The organism is Sulfurospirillum barnesii SES-3, from assembly GCF_000265295.1.
In the GTDB taxonomy this organism is placed as follows: domain Bacteria; phylum Campylobacterota; class Campylobacteria; order Campylobacterales; family Sulfurospirillaceae; genus Sulfurospirillum; species Sulfurospirillum barnesii.
In genome coordinates this window covers 1,870,729-1,891,710 of sequence record NC_018002.1, presented here as the reverse complement: position 1 = coordinate 1,891,710, position 20,982 = coordinate 1,870,729, and the positions used below count along the sequence as shown (strand labels likewise).

Genomic DNA, 20,982 nt, shown 5'->3' with positions numbered 1-20,982 from the left:
TGTGTGTCCTTTTAAGAAAAATATATGTTCGAGGCATTATAACTCAGTTGAATAAACAAACTCTTAACTAAAGGAACTAAACCATTTGTACCTGATTTCGTCCACTGTTCTTAGCTTTATAAAGGGCTTCATCAGAGCGTTTAATGGTGTCAAAAATTTCTAAATCCTCAGGCTGCATCACACTGATTCCAATGCTTACTGTAATGGTGGGTATCGTTAAGTTGGCAATGTTTTCATGGCTATTTTCAACATTTTTACGAATTCTCTCTGCTAGTGTCAGTGCTCCTTCTAAAGGGATGTTTTGTGCGCACACGCAAAATTCTTCTCCACCAATTCGTCCAAAAAGGTCACTTTTACGAAGAGTGGCTTGAACATTTTTACAAAAGATTTTAAGTACTTCATCCCCAATTGCATGACCATAGGTATCGTTGACACGTTTAAAAAAATCAATATCTAAAGAGAGAATATACAAAGGTGTGGAATTGCGCTTAGCCGCATGAAAATATTGCGTAGCAAGCAGCAAAAAATATCTTCGGTTGGCAATATTGGTCAATTCGTCGATGTTGGCGAGGTCTTTGAGTTTTGAGTTGAGCAAGGAGAGTTCATAGGTGCGTTCATTAACCTCTTGTTCTAGGGTCTCGTTAAAGCGTTCAATTTTGTGTGTGTATTGGCGTAATTTACGGTTTAAGAATTGAATGTATCCACTAAAAGCAAGGATAATGACAAAAGCAATGGCACTGCTTAAGAAGAGAAATTGATAGCGTGTGTAAACATCTTTAAAGGTAAAGGGTTCGTTTTCATACGGATAAAGATGCAACTCTTTTAGAAGGTGATGCACTTTGGAGTAGTCAAAAGTAGTGTTAACACCATAAAAATATGGGTTCGTAGGGGTATTTGATAATTTTAAGAGCGTACTTAAGAGTTCGTTGGAGAGTGCATCTTTTGTATGAGATGTTTTGGCTAAAATCCAGCCTGGATAGAGTTCGGTACTGATAAGAAATGGAAAATCAGGATAGGTTTTTGCCCCTAAAACCTTAATCTCTTTCAAATCCATTAGTCCCTCATCAACCATATGCTCAACCATATCGCTGCGAACAATACCGACATCAACACTTCCCTCCAATACTGCTTTCATGACATTAAAATGGGTCTCTAAAAATATGATTTTTTCATTTTTTTCTAGGGCTAATTCTTTCATACCAATGAGGTATCCTCCAAAAGAGTTGGGTGAAACAGCGCCAATTTTTTTACCCCTAACATCCTCATAAGTGTTAATCTCTTTAGCATTAGAACGTGTGAAAATAAGGCTTCCATATTCACTGTAGTGTTTGTTTTTATAATAAGAACTCAGTGTTGCAATGCGTCCTAGTCCATAGCGATGTTCAAGTTGAATGGCTTGCAAAGGGTTGGTAATAGCAAATTCAATAGCATGATTTTTAACACTTTGTTCCATTGCATCAAAATTAAGAGGAATAACTTCAAAGCGATGATACGGAAAGAGTGAAGAGAGGTATTTTGCGTTTTCATTCCATGAACGTGAGAGGGTATTGCTTTCATCACGGCTTGCAAGAACACCAATGCGAATAGTTTGTTTCGCAAAAGAAAGTGGATCGAGAAATCCCTCTAAAGAGGTCTCTTTTTTTATAAATCCACTAACCTTATAAATACCCATAATTTCTTCAAATTTTTTGCTTTTCAGCGTACCAAAAAAACCCTCTTCATCAAAAGCCAAAGCTTTCAGTTTTTCTCCCTCATAGCGTAGGGCTTCGAGACTTTTGTTTTGTGTATTGTATTTTTCATAAATCAGTTGTGCGGTTTCATCGATATGTGAAAATGCCCATTCCCAGCCTTTTTTCGTGGCATTATAAAATGCTTTTGTTCTTTGAGGGTGGAGTAAGAGTTCATTTTCAGAACTAAAAAGCACATCCCCGTAAAAATTGAAGCCATAGTCCATAGGATTTAAAACGGTGAAAGCAACAGCTTGTTCATGAAGCATAAAAGGTTCATTGGAAATGTAGCATGCCATTGCATCAACCTTTTGAGTGATTAAATCGTTTAAATTGAGCGAGTGATGGTGTAAAAAGAGCTCTTCACGTTTAATGCCATGGCTCATTAACATGGCAAGCATTCCAACGGAACGGTAATCTTCATCGGACATCAAAATGTGTTTGTATTTCAGATCGTATGGGTTTTTGATAGAGGGATTGGTGCTAATAAGAATAGAAGGGTCTCTTTGAAAGAGAGCCATCAATGCGACCACAGGTTTTTGGTTATGTCTATCAATCAACAAAGATGATCCATTGACGACACCGTAATGACTTTTTCCCTCTAACACATCTTGAACAGGTTGGGTGTGAGACGTGTACTCTTTAATCGTAACATCAAGATTTTCCGCCTCATAAAATCCTTTCTCTAGCGCAACATAAAATCCAGCGGATTGAAATTGATGAAGCCATGCAAGTTGAAGGGAAATAGTCTCTTTGGGTAGGTTGGCAAAAAGAGTCACGTTAAAGAGAAACGATAAAAAGAGTATACGCATTTGTAACCTCTTTGCCTTAATGTAGATGCGCTAAAATTGTAGCACAATCTTTAGCTAAACATTAAAAAAGAATGATTACATGTAAAGGAAGTGTTTTATGTTTTTATAGAAGAAACTCACGTGTTTTGGGGAAGTGGTGTAAGATGTGCGCAGGGCTTTCCTATGTAATAGCCTTGCGCATAATCAACGCCAAGCTCTTTAACGCATGCAAGGATACTTTGGGAATGGACATATTCAGCAATGGTTTTAATGCCAAGTTCTTTTGCAAAATTGACAATGTTTTTAACAATAATTTTTGTCTCTTCATTTCTATCCAGATTTTTAATCAAACTTCCGTCAATTTTAATATAATCCACACGCAATTGTGTCATGCGTTCAAAATTGGAATAGCCTGAGCCAAAATCATCAATAGCAATCGTCACACCGTAGGCTTTAACTTCATCAATAAAAGAGGCAATCGCTTCATAATTTTCAATACCATCGCTTTCTAAAATTTCAAAAATGACCCATGAGCCGACATTAAATTCTTCAAGTTTTTCAAAGATAAACGCTTTGGTGACACTGTTGGTCATATCAAGATACGAAAGATTAATGGAGAAGCTGTTTGAAGAGATTTGAAAGGTTTCAAAGGCTTTTTGAATCAGTGCCATAGAAAGCTTTGAGTAAATTTTAGAGTGTTTTGCAATCTCTAAAAACTCACAAGGCAGGTAGTGGTTTCCATCTTCTTTTTGAATGCGCATTAAGGTTTCAAATTTTTCAATTTTTTTTGTCTTGAGATTGATGATGGGCTGAAAAAAAGGCACAATGCGGTTTTTTGAAAGAGCCTCTTTTAAGATGTGATTCATCGTAATATTGTGATGATACTCTTTCTCTTTATACGAACTTTTATCGTAAATGACGTAAGAAATACGTTTATTTCTGGCCTCTTTACAGGCAATGGAAGAGAGTTTTAAAAGGTTTTTTCTTCCTTGTACAGCGCCAATACTCAAGGTTGTGTCAATCTCTATACCACGACAGAGAATATGCTCTTTGGTGATTTTCATGGAGATTTTTTTGAGGTATTTTTTAAGATTGTACTCATTAAAGGGTACTCCAATAAAAATAGCATAAATATCAGCTTCACACTTATAGAGTGTGGCTTCAACGGGAGGGAGGTTGTTTTTAAGCCAATGCGCAATGGTTCTTAAAAAGGCATCGCCAAACGCATGACCGTAGAAATTATTGGTGGTTTGAAAAGAGTCAATATTAATTAAAATTAGGGTTGAATCTATAGAAGGATTGAGGCTTCGTGCATCTTTTAAAAATTGTAAGCGGTTTGGAAGGCGGGTGTTAAAATCCGTGTAGAGATTGCTTTTAAGACGATGTTTAAATTTTTTATGGCTGTAGCGTAATTTTCCAACATACACAAAGCTGCTAGCACTTAGAAGTGTAAGAAGCACATACGAAGCAAGATAGTAGTTATACCAAAGTGTAGCGTAAAGTGGAAGTACGGCACATATAAAAGGAATTCCTAGTTTAACATACTCTTTTTTACGTGACTCCACCTCGTCCCTTTGTGCTTGAAATCCCACCATTACATGTAGGGCACGCACTTTATCACAAAGGATTTAAAAATAAAATTAAGCTAAGAGGGCTATCAGCTTTATCACACAAAAGTCACGTTATAATATTTGCAGGATGTAACTTTATGTGAAAGAAGCTTATGAGTAAACAACGCTGTGATCACTGCCATTTAGAATACGATACCTCTATCTTGCTGGAAGATGTGCACTTTAACCCACCAAAATTTTTTTGTTGCAAAGGGTGCCAGGGGATTTACCACCTTTTGCAAGAAGAGGGCTTGGAAAATTTCTATGAAAAGATGGGTGAGACAACCCTAGTGCCTCCTAAAGCGCATTTGGAAGAGAGTGTGCGTTTTGATTTGGAGGGTTTTGTTTCCAAATACGTTAAACAGACGCCTGAGGGACTTAGCGAGATTTCGCTGATTATTGAGGGGATTCATTGCAGTGCGTGCGTATGGTTGAACGAAAAGGTTATTTCAAAGCAAGAGGGTGTGGTGGAAGTTTCCATCAATTACTCCAATCATAAAGCTAAAATTGTTTGGGACAGTTCCCTTACAAAACTCTCTAAAATTATTGAAGCTATTCGTAGTATTGGGTATAACGCTTATCCGTATGATCCTAAGGGGGGAGAAGAGCGAGCCAATGCACTGCGAAGAGAATACTACTCTAAGCTTCTTGTAGGCGTTTTTGCAACCATGAATGTCATGTGGATAGCCATTGCTCAGTATGCAGGGTATTTTACGGGGATGCAAGAGAATGTTAAAAATATTCTCAATTTTGCAGGCTTTGTTTTGGCAACCCCCACGCTTTTTTATACAGGCTCCGTCTATTTTAAAGGGGCGTATTATGGTTTAAAAAATCGTTATATTACGATGGACTTTTTGGTGGCAACAGGAGCAACCCTTGCGTATAGCTTTTCAATCTATGCGATGTTTAGTAAAAGTGCCGAGGTTTATTTTGATTCGGTGACGATGATTGTGACCTTTGTATTCGCAGGGAAGTATTTAGAGGTTTTAAGTAAGAAAAAAGCTGTTGATACACTGGACGCATACGGCGGCGTTTTACCCACTGAAGTACTTGTGATTCAAGGAAATGAAAAAGCATTGGTTCGTGTGGAAAGTGTTGGAGTAGGCGATGTGATTGAAGTGAAAGCAGGCGATAAAATTGTCATTGATGGTCTGATAACGCAAGGGGAGGGTTCCTTTGACCTTTCTCATTTAAGTGGAGAGTCTGAACCTGTGTTGTTAAAAAAAGGAGATAAATTACTTAGCGGCGCTTTGTGTTTAGACAGTGTGATTCGTTATGAAGCAAGCAGTACTTTTTCTTCTTCAATGCTGACACGTTTGGTAGCATTGCTTGAAGATGCGCTGAGTAAAAAGCCACACATTGAAAAGTTTGCCAACCAACTCTCAGGCTATTTTTCCCGAACCATTCTTTTTTTAGCCTTGTGTACATGGACATTTTGGTATTTTCAAAGTGGCTCATTTGAAACTGCTTTAATTGTCGCCATTTCGGTGATTGTGATTGCCTGCCCGTGCGCACTCTCTTTGGCAACGCCTGTGGCAACGCTGGTAGGTTTGGGATTGGCAGCAAAGCGGGGCATTTTATTTAAAGAGGCAGGTTTTTTAGAGAGCATGGCAAAATGCGACACGCTGATTTTGGATAAAACAGGCACCATTACCAAAGGTAAGCCCGATGTGGTAGAGATGAAAACCCTGAAAATTGTTGATTTTTCTTTAATCTACGCTCTGGCTAATGCCTCAAATCATCCCATTAGTCAAGGGGTGGTTCGTTTTATTAAAGAGCGTGAAGAGCTTTTACATGTAAAGGCATTAGAGCAGATAAAATCGTTTGAAGCAAAGGGGTTGAGTGCCGTTTATGAGGGGCATGTTTTATTGGGTGGTAATGCAAAAATGATGCAAGAAGCAGGTATTGAGATTGTTTTAGAAGAGCAATTTGATGCATTAAGCCACTATTTTTTTGCGATAGATGGTGAATTGGTTGCTATCTTTGGGCTCAAAGACAGCTTAAAAGAGGGAGCTAAGGAGAGCATTGATGCGCTGAGGGCTTTAGGATTGGAGATTATCATGCTTAGCGGTGATCATCAGCGTGTGAGTGAAACGATTGCCAAAGAGGTGGGTATTACGACGTTTAAAGCAGGATTGCTTCCTGATGAAAAAGCTTCCTACATTGAAACGCTACGCCAGCAAACGAAAAAGGTGGTGATGGCAGGAGATGGTATCAACGATACCCTAGCCCTTTCTCAAAGTGAAATTGCCATTGCCATGGGCAGTGGGGCAGATGTTGCGGTGGAGGTGAGTGATATTATCTTAACCAACGATAGCATGAAAAGCTTACACGATGCTTTTGTCATTTCACGCATGAGTTTAAAGGTGATTAAAGAGAATTTAGCTTTTTCATTGCTTTACAATGTTGTTACGATTCCTTTAGCGATGAGCGGGCATGTCATTCCTCTCATTGCTGCGCTTTCGATGTCACTTAGTTCTTTGGTTGTGGTTGGAAATTCTATGCGTATCAAGCATGTTTTAAAAGGTTTATAAAATGGATGGTTGGGTTGTAGCAATGATGTTAGGTGCATCAACACTTTTGGGTGCGTTTGGATTGTGGGCATTGCTCTGGGGCATTAGAAGCGGACAATTTGATGACCACAAAAAATTTTTAGATGGGGCTCAATTTGATAGCGAAGAAGCACTCAATGATGCAGTGACTATGGAGCGTAAAAAAGAGGATATTTTAAAGCAAAAAGAGAAGAGAGAAAAAGGATACGCCCCACCTGATTAGAGCAAAAGCAAAAATACCTTCTGCCTCGAAGAGGCAAGCTTTAGTGCCTAGTGCAACGTAGCAACAGGAGCTTTGCCCCTGTTGTGTGTAAATTATTTAAATGCAGCGATGGTTTCAGCAACCGCTTTCATATCATCATCACTTAAACCAGAAGCGATAGGTTTCATAACCGCTTTCATTGGTCCACCTTGACCTGCTTTGTAGCCTTGTAAAGAAGCAACAATTTTTGATGCCTCCCAGCCTGCAATAATTTGGGATTTATTTAAAGCAGATGTTTTTGCATTCTCTTTGTGACAGGAGAAACATTTTGCTTTGTAAATTGCCTCACCATCAGCTGCCATAAGGCTAGAGACTGCTGCAATTGCCAAAACTGCGCAAATTTTTTTCATTTGATACCCTTTCCTAAGTTGTGTGCTGAAAATTATAACGAAGCAGACTTTATCCCTGCTTATATTTTTTATCATTATTTATGTTCAATTTTTCTTTTATAAAAAAACGCTATAATTCAGCTCATTTTAAAGTTTGAAGAGGGGTCGTGTGTTTCGAAAAATAGTGTTTCTAGTATGCGTATCTGTCATGGGATTTGCAGCCACTCACAGTGTATGCGAAAGTGAGCGTATAGAAACCTACAAAGCAAAAGAGATGATTGAGTCCATTCTTAAGGATGAACCAACCAATGCTATTTGCATGCTTCAATTAGCCAATATTTACCTCAAGCAAGGCGAAATAGCCAAAGGTTTTGATACCTTAGTGGATGCGTATTTATTGGATCCTCATTATGTACAGCACAGTAAAATTGCCACGGTTCTTCCTTTTGCTCTCAAAGTAACGCACCTAAAAACACAAGCTCAAAGCACAAATGATAAAAGCACTTGGAATGCTTTGGGTGATGGTTATTTTGATATGGGCATTTTTAACGAAGCTTCCTTGATGTATAAAAACAGTCTTTTCGTTGATCCCACACAGCATATGATTCGCTTGAAACGTGCGTTGAGTCTTCAAAAAAATGCTTATATTTACAGTGCCCTTGATGAGGTGCAGACCGTTTTGAATAAAGAGCCTTTTCATGTTTTTGCAAATTATTATATGGGAAAATTTTTAGCGTATGACCTTAAAAATAGAGAGAATGCACGTGTCTTTTTTCAAAGGGCAAAAGAGGCTTTGATGGCACAAAAAGATACATTTGCTTATTTAGAATACACCAATTTGCTCAGTGACATTACGAAAGAATTAGGTGACTAGGATGCAAAAAGCACTTTTTTTAGACCGAGATGGCGTCATAAACATCGATAAAGCCTATGTTTGCAAAATTGAGGATTTTGAGTTTTGCGAGGGCGTTTTTGAAGTGTTACGCCATTTTCAATCTTTAGGATATTTGCTCATTATTGTCACCAACCAATCGGGTATTGGAAGAGGCTACTACAGCGAAGAGGATTTTCAAAAACTCACCCAGTGGATGTGTGAAGCGCTTTTACATGTAAAGATAAAAATCGATGCAGTGTACCATTGTCCCCATGCTCCAGAAGAGCATTGTGCGTGCAGGAAGCCCAAAAGTGGCATGTTTGAAGAGGCGATACGTGCCTTTGATATTGATGTGAAAGCTTCATGGATGATTGGAGATAAGAGGAGTGACATGGAAGCAGCTCAAGGTGCAGGCATAGACAATACCATTTTGCTCGGTAGCGCCTGTGAGGGTGGGGCTAAATATTGTGTTAATTTAATTTTGGATACAATTAACCTTATTCAAAACTAAGGTTTCGTATGCAAACTCCTTTTATTGATTTTAATCTTAAAACCGTTCTTATCACGGGTGGAGCGGGGTTTATTGGCAGTAATTTAGCGTTTTATTTTCAAACACATTTTCCCCAGTGTCGTGTCATTGTTTTTGACTGTTTTCGCAGTGAAGCGACCTTTTCCAATGGCAATTTAAAGAGTTTTGGTCATTTTAAAAATCTGATTGGTTTTCAAGGCGAAGTGATTAGTGGTGACATCAACGACGATGTGGCACTAAAAGCCTTAGAAGCGTACCACGTTGATTATATTTTTCATGAAGCCGCTATTTCGGATACGACGGTTTTAGATCAAGGCATTATGGTTAAAACCAACGTCAATGCCTTTAAAAGCATTTTAGAATTGGCTCTCAAAAGTAATGCCGTGGTGGTGTATGCGTCTAGTGGCGCAACCTATGGAGATGCGCCTAGCCCACAACGTGTTGGGTTTGAACAGCCCCAAAATGTCTATGGCTTTAGTAAACTCTCTATGGACTATTTGGCACGAAAATTTAGCGCAGAACATCCTAACATGTCTGTGGTGGGGCTTCGTTATTTTAATGTGTATGGCCCTCGTGAATACTTCAAAAATAAAACTGCCTCGATGGTCTTGCAACTAGGATTACAGCTCTTAAGTGGCAAAGCACCTCGCCTTTTTTACAACTCCGATAAGATTTTAAGAGATTTTATTTACATTGACGATGTGATTCAAGCGAACATAAAAGCCGCACTTTCAGGCATTTCAGGTGTTTTCAATGTGGGAACAGCATTGCCTCGTAGTTTTCAAGATATTGCCGATATTTTGCAAAAAGAATTAGGCACACATTTTCAAACAGAGTATTTTGAAAATCCCTACATTGGGGCGTATCAGATGCATACGCAGGCGGATATTAGCCTTACATGTAAAGCGTTAGGCTACGTGCCAGAAGTGAGTTTGGAAGAGGGCATAAGGGCGTATGTACCAGAGATTAGACGTATTTTTGAAAGTGAAGTGAACCGTGGATAGATTACGAGCGTATCAGCCTTCTTTATTGGTGATTGGCGATGTGATGTTGGATCACTATTTGTGGGGAAAATGTGAGCGCATTTCTCCTGAAGCACCCGTTCAGGTGGTGGATGTGCAAAAAGAGAGTGTGCTTTTAGGTGGTGCTGGCAATGTGGTCAATAACCTTTTAAGTTTAGGTGCAAACGTGAGCGTGCTTAGTGTTGTGGGTGATGATGACAACGGACATGAACTTTTAGGAATGCTTGAAGCTTTAGGTGCAGATGCTAAGGGCATTGTACGAGAAGAGGGGCGAAAGACGAGTAAAAAAAGCCGTGTGATAGCCTCCCATCAACAAGTGGTGCGTTTTGATAGCGAATCCAAAGATGAGATAAGCGAGGCTTCTTCTTTAGCGCTTTTGCGTGCGTGTGAAATGTATTTGCCGCATGTCGATGCTATTTTGCTCTCAGATTATGGAAAAGGCGTGCTCACAACAGCCTTTACATGTAAGGTGATTGAGCTAGCTAAAAAGCATCATAAACCACTTTTGGTCGACCCTAAAGGGGATGATTACAGTAAATACCGTGGGGCAACGCTCATTACTCCTAATAAAAAAGAGGCAAGTATTGCTTCAAAAATTACCATCAAAGATGATGAAAGTTTGAGAAAAGCAGGAAACTTCCTCAAGGAGAGCTTGGATTTGGAGTATGCCATTATCACGCTCTCTGAAGATGGTATGGCAATTTTTGGTGATACCTTTCATAAAATGCCTACCGTTGCTCGTGAAGTGTACGATGTTACGGGTGCGGGCGATACAGTGTTGGCTTCTTTGGCGTATGCACTTACGTGTGGGCTTTGCATGCAAGAGGCGGCTTCGTTTGCCAACGCCGCTGCTGCGGTGGTTGTGGGAAAAATAGGCAGTGCAACGGTGAGTCTTGATGAAGTCGATGCGTATGAACACAGTTTGCGCACGGCGACTTCGGAGAGTAAAATCAAAACCAAAGAGCAGATGATAAGACTCCTTAAAGCTAAAAAAGGGCAAAAAATTGTCTTTACCAATGGCTGTTTTGATATTTTACATGTAGGGCATGTGAAATACCTAGAAGTGGCTAAAAGCTTTGGTGATATGCTGATTGTGGGGCTGAATTCGGATGCGTCGATTCAGCGTTTAAAAGGGCAGAGTCGTCCCATTAATACCTTAGAGGATAGAGCTTACATTTTAGCAGGACTTGAATCGGTGAGTTATGTGGTGCCTTTTGAGGAAGATACGCCCTTAAATCTCATCGAAGCGATTATGCCCGATGTGTTGGTGAAAGGGGCGGATTACGAAGGCAAAGAGGTTGTGGGAAGCCAGATTGCCAAAGAGGTGCGCTTAGTCAGGTTTGTTGAAGGAAAGAGCACTACGAATATTATTAAAAAGGTTCAAACTCAATGATGACCATGATACACAATGAGATGCTCTCGCATCAAAACGTAATTGAAAAAACCATACAGAGTCTTCAAAATCATATTTATACGGCATGTATTATTGCTACTGAAACATTGAAAAATGGCAATAAAATTTTACTCTGTGGCAATGGTGGCAGTGCCGCAGATGCGCAACACATTGCAGCGGAGCTTAGTGGTCGCTACAAAACCGAGCGAAAAGGGCTTGCAGGGATTGCTTTAACCACAGACACCTCTGTGCTCACCGCTGTGGGGAATGACTTTGGATTTGAGCGCATTTTTGATAGACAAGTTGAAGCACTCGCTCGTGAGGGAGACCTTTTAATCGGCTTTTCAACCAGCGGACACAGTAAAAACGTCATTCGAGCCTTGAGTTTAGCACGCAATATGGGGTGTAAAACAATAGGTTTAAGTGGACGTGATGGTGGCGTGATGGATGAATTTTGTGACATTAACATAGTTGTTCCAAGTGACGATACCCCACGCATTCAAGAGATGCATATTATGATAGGGCATATTATCTGTCAAGCTATTGATGATTCGTGGAAGTAGGCGCATATGAGTCTATCCTTTCCCATGTTCTCTTATCCTTTTGAAACGAAACTAGAAAAAGTTACTTTTTATTCTCTTTTTTTATTTATGTTACTCGTTCCTTTTTCAAGAGCGTTTGTCAGTTTTTGTGTTTTTTATTTTCCTGTTTTACTTTTTTTAAATTTTGGTGTAAAAGGAGTATTGGAAAGGCTAAGGCAAACGCCTGTTGTGCTCTCTCTGGCTCTTTTTGTTGGCTATATGACTCTAACACTTTTATGGACAGAGCATTTTGACGATGCTGATGGTATTTTAAAACTCTATTTTTTACTCTCCTTAGTCCCTTCTATTGGCTTTTTGGTCAAAAGAGAATGGCTTAAGCCTTTAGTGTTAGCATTTTTATGTGCTTTGTGTGTTAGCAGTGTTCTTTCCATGGGACACTATTTGGAGTGGTGGCAGATTAAAGATAAAACGCAAGTTAATACTTCTCCTTTTATGAATTCTATTCATTACAGTATGTTTATGGCAGTAGGCGCAATAAGCTCTTTATATTTTTTGATAATGTTAAAAATAGATTGGTTGAAAAAAAGCTTGTTTTTAGCTCTTTTTTTACTTTTTACTGTGACATTGTTTTTATCGGATGGTCGAACAGGTCAGCTTTCGTTTTTAGTAGCAGTGTGTTTGCTAATTGTCATGCTATTTAGAAATAATATGAAATTGTTTTTAAGTGTGACTATTTTATTTGTTTTATCTCTTTATAGTCTTTACACACTGATACCTCGCTTTGAATCAAGAGTGAATGCAGTAGTTAGAAATCTAACAACATTAGAAAATGGTTCATTTGATACATCGGTTGGCCGTCGTATTGCATATTGGTTATTAGCCAAAGAAATTGTTTTAGACTACCCTCTTTTTGGTGTCGGTTTTGGGGATTACAAGTTAGGGGCTAAAGAGGTATTAGAAAAAAAAGATTTTGGAATGGATGAAGCTGTAAAAGCATTTGTTGTCAGTAGGCATTTTCATAACCAGTACTTAATGGCGGTCGTCCAAGGAGGTTTAATTGGATTGATACTTTTACTAAATGTCTTTGCATCATTGTATCGTCTTAGTATTGAAACTCCTGTATATAGGCATTTGAGTATTTTATTATTAAGTGTTTATGCGGTTGGATGCTTAACAGAACCTTTATTGATTTTACAGAACCCTTTAACTGTCTTTGCTTTAGTGGTAGGATTTAGTGTGGTTGCTACTCAACCAAAAGAGTACCGTAGTTTATTGAAAAAAGTTGAATGATGGATAAAATTTATTTTGTATTGTTTCATATCTTTAGATTTTTGGTCACATTTATACCCAGAGCTCTTTTAGACCCTTTGTTAGTTTTTATTGCAGACATTGTACGTCTGTGTGATAGCAAGCATCGCTTTATTATGATGACAAACCTTAACCTTGCCTATGAAGATACGCTCTCTTTAGCGCAAAAAAAAGCGATTATCAAAGAGGTCTATCGCAATCTTGCATTTAATGGAGCGGATTTTGTGCGTAATTATCCTACCACCAAAGAGGCGATTTTAAAGAAAGTGCGTTTTGAAAATGAAGATATTATGCAACAAGCACTTGAAAGCAAACGTCCCATTGTTTTCCAAACGGGGCATTATGGCAATTGGGAATTAGTTTCATTGGCACTTGCTGCACGCTATGGGGCTCTTAGTGGTATTGGCAGACCGCTTGATTCACCAATGATGAATCACATTGTGCGTCAAAACAGAGAACAGCTTGATATTGAACTGATTGATAAAAAAGGGGCGATGCGTCCCATGCTCAAAGCCGTCAAAGAGGGGCGCAATATTGGTCTTTTGGTGGATCAAAATACCTCTCGACGTGCAGGGATTATTGTGAAGTTTTTTGGTAAAGACGTACGACACACCCCAGCTGCTAGCATTATGGCACGGCGTGTCAGTGGTTTAATTGTTCCAGTTTTTATCTCCACGGATGATCATAAAGTCTATACACTCACTTTTTATGACCCCATAGAAGTGGCAAATACAGAAAATATGGAACACGATATTTTAGAAGCCACACAAGCCCAAGCAAATGTGATGGAAGCGGTCATTCGTGCAAAACCTGAGGAGTGGTTTTGGTTTCACAGGCGTTGGAAGGGTGAACATAAAAGTGCGTATGGCATTCGAAAGAGGCGAAAAAGAGATGTCTAAAACCGTTTTACATGTAAACTTTGCCAAAGGCTTTAGAGGTGGAGAGAGGCAGACATTGCTTTTGCTTCAAGAGCTCTCACATAAAGGCTACACACAAACACTTTTAACAAGGCGCCATGCCGAATTGGCAAAAAAAGTGAGCGCACTTGCCCTTGAGAATGTCGTGATCATTGAGGTAAAAAAACCCTATCTGCTTTCGCTTAGCCTTCTTAAAAAGGCTGATTTAGTCCATGCGCATGAGACCAAAGCAGCGCAATTTGCTTTTTTAGGGCATCTTTTTTTTAAAACACCTTATATCATTACAAGACGCGTGGATAATGCGATTAAAAATAATGGTTTTACCCGTGCAATGTACCGTTATGCGCATAAAACCGTAGTGCTTTCACGTGCTATTTTAGAAGAGGTCAAAAAGATAGAGCCTCGTGCAAACTTGAGTATTATCCCCAGTGCTTTTAGTAAGCTTAGTGTTTCACCGCATGAAGTCGAAAAAATAAAAGAACGCTTTAGTGGTCAGTTTGTAATTGGCAATATTGGTGAGTTGGACAATGACCACAAAGGGCAATACTATCTTATCGAGGCAATGAAAGAACTTTTGCCTCGTTATGCGAATATGCACCTTCTTTTTTTAGGAAAGGGCAAGGATGAAGAGGCGTATAAAGCCCAAGCATCCTCTTTGAAAAATGTCACATTTGAGGGGTTTGTGAGCAATGTAGGGGATTATATTGCCACGTTTGATCTTTTTGTCTTTCCTTCTTTGCGTGAGGGTTTAGGCTCTATTTTACTGGATGTCATGCAGGCAAAGGTTCCCATCGTTGCTTCTAATGCGGGAGGCATTCCTGATGTCATTTGCCATGAAAAAAATGGTCTTTTGGTTGCGCCTAAAGATGTGAGCGCATTGGCAGAGGCTATTGAGAGACTCTATTTGGATAAAACCTTGCGAGAGCAACTCATAGAGAGTGCATTTCAGGATGTGGATTTATTTTCACCTGAAAAGATGGCTGAGCGCTATGCGGCATTGTATGCTGAGGTCTTAGGATGAGAATTTGCATTGTCAAACTCTCCGCAATGGGGGATATTATTCATGCGATGGTGGCACTACAGTTTATTAAAAAAGCCCTACCGCATGCGAAGATAGACTGGGTCGTAGAAGAAGCATTTAGGGGTGTATTGGAGAATAATCTTGATATAGAGAATGTTTTATGTGTCAATCTGAAATCCCTGAGAAAAAAGAAGCGTGCTCTCTTTTCTCAGTATCGTCTCTTAAAAAGCTATTCCAAAAATCACTATGACCTTATTATTGATGCGCAAGGGCTTTTAAAATCGGCATTGGTTGCAAAGATTATTGGAGCAAAAGAAATTGCTGGTTTTGATAAAGACTCCATTCGAGAAGGTATTGCTTCCTTTTTTTACACCAAAAAAGTCTCGATTGCGTATAGTGAAAATACGATTGATCGAAATGTACGAGTGCTGTGTGAACCTTTGGGAATTGAAGTGCCTCGTGAAGCAATTGTGGCTAAAAAACCTTTTTTGTTTAGTAAAAGTGTTGTTGCAGACCTACCCGAAAGGTTTTTAGTGTTTGTCATTGGCTCAACATGGAAGAGTCGCAATTATCCCAAAGAGAAGTTTGTGGAAATTGCCCAAGCTTTAGAGATGAAGACATTAGTGGTATGGGGAAGCGAAGAGGAGCATCGCAAGGCTCTTTGGATGCAAGAGAAAAGTGCCTTTATAGAAGTGTTGCCAAGAGGTTCTTTGGATGCCCTAAAACAGGTTATTTCAAAATGTACTCTGCTCATTGGCAATGATACGGGTCCCACGCATATGGCATGGGCTCTTAATGTTCCCTCTATCACCATTTTTGGTCCCACTCCCATTAATCGTGTGTACATTACACCTATCAACAAAGTGGTGAAATCTAAGAGCAGTGTCAATCCTTTGAAACTTAACAAGCATGATTTTTCCATTCAAGAGATTGCCTCAGAAGAGATTATTAAGGTGGCTCGTACACTCTTATCTTAACTCTTTTTCAGGGGCTTTTATACGAAAACGCAGTATAATCAGGCATTTTTAATCTCCCTAGAAAAGAGTTTGTTTGCCAAAAATTATTCCATTTGAAACAGTGAGCCCTGAAGAATATGCCCTTTTAGAATATGTCTTTGATGCTGTTTCAAAGGATATGCTCTTACAGATTGCTGAAAAATCTATTGCAACTGGCAGAAAAAATCACCAGCTTTTTATTGTTTCTCACCATTCTAAACGCTATTTTGTCAAAATTTTTCACGCATCTAAGCATGCAAAATGGGCAAGAAGAGTCGAACTTGGTTTAAAAGATATTTTCTCCTCAGGGGCTAAACGCTGTTTTGAAGGCTCCGCCATGCTCTATCGCAATGGCATTCCAACGGCTAGGCCGATTGGGTATTTTTCAATGGCTTCATTGCCATGGAATAAAAAAAGTGTTGCAATTTTTGAAGCGATTGAGGATGCCAAAGAGTTGAAAGAACTCTATGTAAACCACGAGAGCTTTTTTGAAGAACTGTTTATGTCTATGGCAGAGTGTACTAAAAAAATGCACGATGCAAATATTCGCCATACAGATATTGTATTGCATAATTTTTTAGTGAAAGAAGAGTGTGGCGCACAAAAATTGTATCTTATCGATACCGATAAAGTGCATTATGCAGGGCTTAGTCGCATGTCTTACCTTACCAAAACCTTTTTTGATATGCATTGTATTCGAAGAATTGAAGTTAATGAACGTGAAGTAGTGCTTTTTTTGAAGCACTACTTTGGAAAACACTACACACCTTTTTGGGGTAAGGTGCTTTCTTTTTGGAGTAAAAAAAGCCGATGAAATCTTTACATGTAACAACAAAAGAGGTACAAGCACTATTGGGTGAGATGCTTGTGCTCAGTGTTGATCCTCAAAAAGTAGATACATATGGGTATCCCTCTTTAATGAGTCGTTCTTTTGTAAGAGTTTTAGGATTTTTTATTGGAAAGAAACGAAGCGAAAAATTTTTCAAAAATTTGGATCATCTTTTTTCTCCAAGCGGAAATTGGGACTGTAATGTTATCAAAATTGAAAAAATTGGTCGTTACAAAAGAATGGAAAATCTTTGGAAGCACAGAAATAATTTTCGTAAAAGTATATGGTATAAACTTGCTACGCTTCAGCTTATTTTAGGGCGTTATTTTGGGCAAGGAGTGCGTTATAAAAAACGTTCCATTAAAACATTCAAGGAGTTAGATACTTTTTTTGACAAGTATCTTTTAGGACTTTTTTATAGCTTAAATATCAATGGCTATCGTACGGATATTGAGCAGGATATGCCAGAAGTAAGCATTGGGCGTAATGGAGAAATTATTAAGTCTAAAAGTGGGCGTCACCGTTTTGTGGTTGCACGTATTGTTGGAATCAAAACGATGCCTGTTTTAGTGTCACATATTCATCCTTTGTGGTTAGAAAAAATAGGTGGTAGTATGGAAGGAGAAGGGCTTGAGAGATTAAAAATAGCACTAAGAGAGCTTGCATCACACCATATTAAAGGACTATAAAACAATGAAAAATTTATTTATTATCAGGTCACCCCTGCAAATTTTAAATGCCTATGAAGCAATTGCGCATTTTGAGTTGAAACATAATATTTTTTTGATTGTGCAAAATCATCTAGAAAAAAATAATGTACAGATGAGAGAGATGCTCTCTATGTGCGAGTACGAAGAACTCATAGAAATGCCTCCTAGTAAGTCAAATTACTTTCGTTATGTTGCTTTGACACTAAAACTTAAAAAACAGCGTTATAACTTTATCTTTTTTGGCAATTTGGGAAGTTTTCAAAAGTTGTTGTTAGCGAATTTAGAGTACGAAAAATCGTATTTACTTGAAGATGGCACATCGACTTTGGTATTTCATAAGGAACTTTCAGAAGAGAAACAGCATGTTTCGTGGCGAGATATACGGTTTTTATTAGCAGGGCTTCATATTAAACGTAAAAAACCTGTTGACTACTTTACGATTTTTGATTTAGAACGCAAGGGTAAAGAAGAGATTGTTCAGCATAGTTTTGAATATTTAAAACTGAGGTTTTGTCAAAAATTTTTATTAACTAACGAAATATACTTTTTAGGACAAAATCTTGTTAAGTCTGGTTGGGTGTCTGAAGAAGCATACGTTTATTATATTAAAACAATTAAAAATTATTTTAAAAATGAAAAAATTATTTATATTCCTCATCGTGCGGAAATGATTGATTCAAAATTGCGAAGAATAGAGGATGAAAATTTTATAATCTTCGAAAATACTATGCCCATAGAGTTATATTTTATGCAACAAAAAATAAAGCCAAAAAAGATTTTATCTTTTTATTCAACATCACTTTTTACGCTTGCAAAAATTTTTGATAAAACATTAGTTATATCCTATGGAATTTGTCTAGAAAATATAAAAATGAAGAAAAAAATGCGTGCTTCATTTATTGAAAAATTTATTTTGCATGCAGGCATTGAAAAAAAGGAAATTTGTTTTCATGATATTAATTAAAATTTTTAATGGGAAAATAGATAATAATGCTTTTTAATTCTTATGAATTCGTCTTTGTTTTTTTACCTGTTGTCTTTTTTGGCTATTTCTTTCTTACTTCAAAACGATTAGTTATAGTTTCGAAAGTTTGGTTAGTTTTAGGCAGCCTCTTTTTCTACGCATGGTGGAATATTGCATATTTGCCGCTTATTCTTTTTTCGATGCTGATGAATTTTGGTATTGGAAGTTCTTTAGGTAATAATAAGGTACGTCTTAAAATATCTAAAAAAACAATTCTAATGTTTGGTGTTATTTTAAATCTTACTCTTTTGGGGTACTTTAAATACAGTGATTTTTTTATTGCAAATTTTAATTTATTAAGTGAAAAAGATGTATCCCTTTTACACGTAGCACTTCCTTTAGCCATTTCATTTTTTACGTTCCAACAAATTGCTTATTTGGTAGATAGTTATCGCAATGAGACGAAAGAGTATGACCTTTTAAATTACGCACTTTTTGTTACTTTTTTTCCACAGCTTATTGCAGGACCTATTGTGCATCACAAAGAGATGATGCCTCAGTTTTTTCGTACTCATAATTATGTTAAAAATTATAAAAATATTGCTATTGGTATCTTTATTTTTTCAATAGGGCTCTTTAAAAAAGTAGTTATTGCGGATACTTTTGCTATTTGGGCAACCAAAGGATTTGACGTAGCGCAAAGTCTTAATCTTATAGAAGCATGGGCGACAAGTTTGTCCTACACTTTTCAGCTCTATTTTGATTTTAGTGGCTATACGGATATGGCTATAGGTGCAGCACTTTTATTTAATATCACACTTCCTATTAATTTTAATTCCCCTTATAAGGCTTTAGATATTCAAGATTTTTGGAGGCGATGGCATATAACATTGAGCCGATTTTTAAGGGATTATATTTACATTCCCTTAGGTGGAAATCGTGTGGGGAGAGGTAGAAATTATATCAATCTTTTTTCTGTTTTTCTCATTGGTGGATTATGGCATGGGGCAAGTTGGATGTTTGTAGTATGGGGTGCTTTACATGGTATAGCAATCGTTATACATCGTATGTGGGTTGAATGTGGATTTAGGCTTAATAGATTTTTAGCGTGGTTTATTACTTTTAATTTTATTAATATAACGTGGGTGTTTTTTAGAGCCAAAGAGTTGGAAGATGCACTAAAAATTTTAAAGGGAATGTTTGGATTTTCAGATATTATTTTAGCTGATACATTTTCTAAAAAATTATCTTTTTTGCGCCATTACGGTGTTGTGTTTGATGAAGTATATCAACACATTGGGGATGGAAATAAAAGTTTTATTTGGATTGCATTTGCATTCATAATAATAATTTTTTCTAAAAATTCTATGGAAAAAATAGAAGAATTTTCACTCAATTATAATACAGCGTTGCAAGCTTCATTTTATTTTTTAGTGGGGATTTTATCACTTGGTAAAATTTCAGAATTTTTATATTTCAACTTTTGAAGGCTAATGATGCGAAGTACTCAATGGTTAAGAATAGTATGTACAATAATAGTTGTTGGTATGATTTTTGTCGCTGGAGTCAATTATTTGATAGACCCAGGATATGTATATTTTAAAAAAAAATCGGGTATAAGCCCTGATGTTTATGTTCAGAAATTATTGACATCAGAAAAAGGTCTTGTAACAGAAGAATGGAATGAAAGGGCTGTTAAAACTTCATTAGCGAAGGTGAATACTGAAATTGATTGTATTATTGTAGGTTCAAGTCATATTATGCAAATATCTTCTCTTCGAAATACTGGTAATATTTCGAAACTGTGTCCAGTATTATTGAATCTAGGAGTGAGTGGTTCAAGTTTTGAGGATTTGTTGATCTTCTCAAATATTATTTTAGAAAATAAAGGAAAACCTAAAAGAGTTTTTATAGAGATTAACCCTTGGTTATTCAAATTTAACATGGACTCACGCTATAAAATGAATCAGGTGCAGTATGATTCATTTTTAAGAAAATTAAATGACCAAACACTGCTTACAAGCAATAGTCACTATGAGTTTGATTTACTCAAAAACCTTTTTAATTTAGAGTATTTTATGATAAGTTTAAAAAATTATAAATCATTATTTCATCAAGCCTCCATTGAAGAACCCAAAGAAAAGTTTTTGTATGAAAATGGATACACTAAAGCGGTAACTTTGCAAGATGGAAGCCATGTGTATGATTCTCATCATATTGCGAAGGCAAAAAAAACTATAAAAAGTATAAAAAATGGTGGTGGAGACTATAAAATAAATGGAAATATTTATGATGATTATGCTCTAGAACTTTTTGAAAAACTTATTCTTTTGTATCAAAGAAATGAAATAGAGATTAATTTTTTAATAACACCTTATCATCCTAGTGTTTTTAAAAATGGTCCTACAAAGACAACACAACATATGCAGGAAATAGAAAACGTGGCACAAAGACTTTCAATAAAGCATAAAGTAAAATTATATGGGTCTTTTTTACCAGAGAATATTGGATGTCAAGAAGATGAGTTTTTGGATTTTATGCATGCAACTTCTAATTGCTTAGATAAGATTAAGTTTTATTAATGTCAAATTTTCTAAAAGAAGGAGA

At 37.3% G+C, this 20,982-nt stretch carries 19 protein-coding genes; 16 read left to right on the top strand and 3 right to left on the bottom strand.

Annotation, left to right across the window (positions count from 1 at the left end):
• Positions 1-76: 76 nt before the first annotated feature.
• Both SULBA_RS09465 and SULBA_RS09460 read right to left on the bottom strand, forming a co-directional pair.
• Positions 77-2,539 (bottom strand): diguanylate cyclase, encoded by a 2,463-nt coding sequence (locus tag SULBA_RS09465; RefSeq protein WP_014770071.1) that lies wholly within the window; start codon positions 2,537-2,539, stop codon positions 77-79.
• 116 nt (positions 2,540-2,655) lie between these two features.
• Entirely contained in the window at positions 2,656-4,083 is a 1,428-nt protein-coding gene (locus SULBA_RS09460; protein WP_156790533.1) for an EAL domain-containing protein, read from the bottom strand.
• A gap of 158 nt (positions 4,084-4,241) precedes the next feature.
• Between SULBA_RS09460 and SULBA_RS09455 the strand changes: the two genes are divergently transcribed.
• The gene (locus SULBA_RS09455; protein WP_014770069.1) at positions 4,242-6,662 is read left to right on the top strand and encodes a heavy metal translocating P-type ATPase; all 2,421 of its coding nucleotides are present in this window, start codon (positions 4,242-4,244) and stop codon (positions 6,660-6,662) included.
• Between the two features lies 1 nt (position 6,663).
• Positions 6,664-6,903 carry a cbb3-type cytochrome oxidase assembly protein CcoS gene (gene ccoS / locus SULBA_RS09450; protein WP_014770068.1) on the top strand — a complete coding sequence of 80 codons (240 nt, stop codon included), beginning with the start codon at positions 6,664-6,666 and terminating at the stop codon, positions 6,901-6,903.
• Between the two features lie 92 nt (positions 6,904-6,995).
• On the opposite strand, the gene SULBA_RS09445 is transcribed toward ccoS, so the two are convergent.
• Positions 6,996-7,292 carry a c-type cytochrome gene (locus tag SULBA_RS09445; RefSeq protein ID WP_014770067.1) on the bottom strand — a complete coding sequence of 99 codons (297 nt, stop codon included), beginning with the start codon at positions 7,290-7,292 and terminating at the stop codon, positions 6,996-6,998.
• Between the two features lie 148 nt (positions 7,293-7,440).
• On the opposite strand from SULBA_RS09445, the gene SULBA_RS09440 reads away from it, so the two are divergent.
• From SULBA_RS09440 to SULBA_RS09375, 14 genes are all read left to right on the top strand, one after another.
• Positions 7,441-8,145 carry a tetratricopeptide repeat protein gene (locus tag SULBA_RS09440; protein ID WP_014770066.1) on the top strand — a complete coding sequence of 235 codons (705 nt, stop codon included), beginning with the start codon at positions 7,441-7,443 and terminating at the stop codon, positions 8,143-8,145.
• 1 nt (position 8,146) lies between these two features.
• A complete protein-coding gene (gene gmhB, locus SULBA_RS09435) occupies positions 8,147-8,656 on the top strand; it encodes a D-glycero-beta-D-manno-heptose 1,7-bisphosphate 7-phosphatase (protein WP_014770065.1) in 510 nt (169 codons plus the stop codon).
• A gap of 8 nt (positions 8,657-8,664) precedes the next feature.
• Positions 8,665-9,678 (top strand): ADP-glyceromanno-heptose 6-epimerase, encoded by a 1,014-nt coding sequence (gene rfaD, locus SULBA_RS09430; RefSeq protein WP_014770064.1) that lies wholly within the window; start codon positions 8,665-8,667, stop codon positions 9,676-9,678.
• The gene (rfaE1, locus tag SULBA_RS09425) at positions 9,671-11,089 is read left to right on the top strand and encodes a D-glycero-beta-D-manno-heptose-7-phosphate kinase (protein ID WP_014770063.1); all 1,419 of its coding nucleotides are present in this window, start codon (positions 9,671-9,673) and stop codon (positions 11,087-11,089) included. Before rfaD ends, rfaE1 begins: the two co-directional genes overlap by 8 nt.
• Positions 11,086-11,652 (top strand): D-sedoheptulose 7-phosphate isomerase, encoded by a 567-nt coding sequence (gene gmhA, locus SULBA_RS09420; RefSeq protein WP_014770062.1) that lies wholly within the window; start codon positions 11,086-11,088, stop codon positions 11,650-11,652. The genes rfaE1 and gmhA overlap by 4 nt, the downstream gene beginning before the upstream one ends.
• Before the next feature lie 6 nt (positions 11,653-11,658).
• A complete protein-coding gene (locus SULBA_RS09415) occupies positions 11,659-12,921 on the top strand; it encodes an O-antigen ligase family protein (protein ID WP_014770061.1) in 1,263 nt (420 codons plus the stop codon).
• On the top strand, positions 12,921-13,838 hold the full coding sequence (locus SULBA_RS09410; protein WP_156790532.1) for a lipid A biosynthesis lauroyl acyltransferase: 918 nt from the start codon (positions 12,921-12,923) through the stop codon (positions 13,836-13,838). The genes SULBA_RS09415 and SULBA_RS09410 overlap by 1 nt, the downstream gene beginning before the upstream one ends.
• Positions 13,804-14,877 carry a glycosyltransferase family 4 protein gene (locus SULBA_RS09405; protein WP_216593423.1) on the top strand — a complete coding sequence of 358 codons (1,074 nt, stop codon included), beginning with the start codon at positions 13,804-13,806 and terminating at the stop codon, positions 14,875-14,877. Before SULBA_RS09410 ends, SULBA_RS09405 begins: the two co-directional genes overlap by 35 nt.
• Positions 14,874-15,854 (top strand): lipopolysaccharide heptosyltransferase I, encoded by a 981-nt coding sequence (gene waaC, locus SULBA_RS09400; protein ID WP_014770058.1) that lies wholly within the window; start codon positions 14,874-14,876, stop codon positions 15,852-15,854. Before SULBA_RS09405 ends, waaC begins: the two co-directional genes overlap by 4 nt.
• Before the next feature lie 73 nt (positions 15,855-15,927).
• The gene (locus tag SULBA_RS09395) at positions 15,928-16,686 is read left to right on the top strand and encodes a lipopolysaccharide kinase InaA family protein (protein ID WP_014770057.1); all 759 of its coding nucleotides are present in this window, start codon (positions 15,928-15,930) and stop codon (positions 16,684-16,686) included.
• Positions 16,683-17,390: a hypothetical protein gene (locus tag SULBA_RS09390; RefSeq protein WP_014770056.1), complete on the top strand. Its 708-nt coding sequence runs from the start codon at positions 16,683-16,685 to the stop codon at positions 17,388-17,390. Before SULBA_RS09395 ends, SULBA_RS09390 begins: the two co-directional genes overlap by 4 nt.
• A 4-nt stretch (positions 17,391-17,394) precedes the next feature.
• The gene (locus SULBA_RS09385; RefSeq protein ID WP_014770055.1) at positions 17,395-18,375 is read left to right on the top strand and encodes a polysialyltransferase family glycosyltransferase; all 981 of its coding nucleotides are present in this window, start codon (positions 17,395-17,397) and stop codon (positions 18,373-18,375) included.
• A gap of 26 nt (positions 18,376-18,401) precedes the next feature.
• On the top strand, positions 18,402-19,862 hold the full coding sequence (locus SULBA_RS09380; RefSeq protein WP_014770054.1) for an MBOAT family O-acyltransferase: 1,461 nt from the start codon (positions 18,402-18,404) through the stop codon (positions 19,860-19,862).
• Positions 19,863-19,871: 9 nt separating this feature from the next.
• Positions 19,872-20,957, top strand: coding sequence for a hypothetical protein (locus SULBA_RS09375; RefSeq protein WP_014770053.1), 1,086 nt, complete (start codon positions 19,872-19,874; stop codon positions 20,955-20,957).
• The last annotated feature ends 25 nt before the right edge of the window (positions 20,958-20,982 follow it).

Bases quoted from the DNA above. Each gene is read 5' to 3' on its own strand.
- SULBA_RS09465 (WP_014770071.1), bottom strand. From the start codon at position 2,539: ATGCGTATACTCTTTTTATCGTTTCTCTTTAACGTGACTCTTTTTGCC.
- SULBA_RS09455 (WP_014770069.1), top strand. From the start codon at position 4,242: ATGAGTAAACAACGCTGTGATCACTGCCATTTAGAATACGATACCTCT.
- ccoS (WP_014770068.1), top strand. From the start codon at position 6,664: ATGGATGGTTGGGTTGTAGCAATGATGTTAGGTGCATCAACACTTTTG.
- SULBA_RS09445 (WP_014770067.1), bottom strand. From the start codon at position 7,292: ATGAAAAAAATTTGCGCAGTTTTGGCAATTGCAGCAGTCTCTAGCCTT.
- gmhB (WP_014770065.1), top strand. From the start codon at position 8,147: ATGCAAAAAGCACTTTTTTTAGACCGAGATGGCGTCATAAACATCGAT.
- rfaD (WP_014770064.1), top strand. From the start codon at position 8,665: ATGCAAACTCCTTTTATTGATTTTAATCTTAAAACCGTTCTTATCACG.
- gmhA (WP_014770062.1), top strand. From the start codon at position 11,086: ATGATGACCATGATACACAATGAGATGCTCTCGCATCAAAACGTAATT.
- SULBA_RS09415 (WP_014770061.1), top strand. From the start codon at position 11,659: ATGAGTCTATCCTTTCCCATGTTCTCTTATCCTTTTGAAACGAAACTA.
- SULBA_RS09410 (WP_156790532.1), top strand. From the start codon at position 12,921: ATGGATAAAATTTATTTTGTATTGTTTCATATCTTTAGATTTTTGGTC.
- SULBA_RS09405 (WP_216593423.1), top strand. From the start codon at position 13,804: ATGGCATTCGAAAGAGGCGAAAAAGAGATGTCTAAAACCGTTTTACAT.
- waaC (WP_014770058.1), top strand. From the start codon at position 14,874: ATGAGAATTTGCATTGTCAAACTCTCCGCAATGGGGGATATTATTCAT.
- SULBA_RS09390 (WP_014770056.1), top strand. From the start codon at position 16,683: ATGAAATCTTTACATGTAACAACAAAAGAGGTACAAGCACTATTGGGT.
- SULBA_RS09385 (WP_014770055.1), top strand. From the start codon at position 17,395: ATGAAAAATTTATTTATTATCAGGTCACCCCTGCAAATTTTAAATGCC.
- SULBA_RS09380 (WP_014770054.1), top strand. From the start codon at position 18,402: ATGCTTTTTAATTCTTATGAATTCGTCTTTGTTTTTTTACCTGTTGTC.
- SULBA_RS09375 (WP_014770053.1), top strand. From the start codon at position 19,872: ATGCGAAGTACTCAATGGTTAAGAATAGTATGTACAATAATAGTTGTT.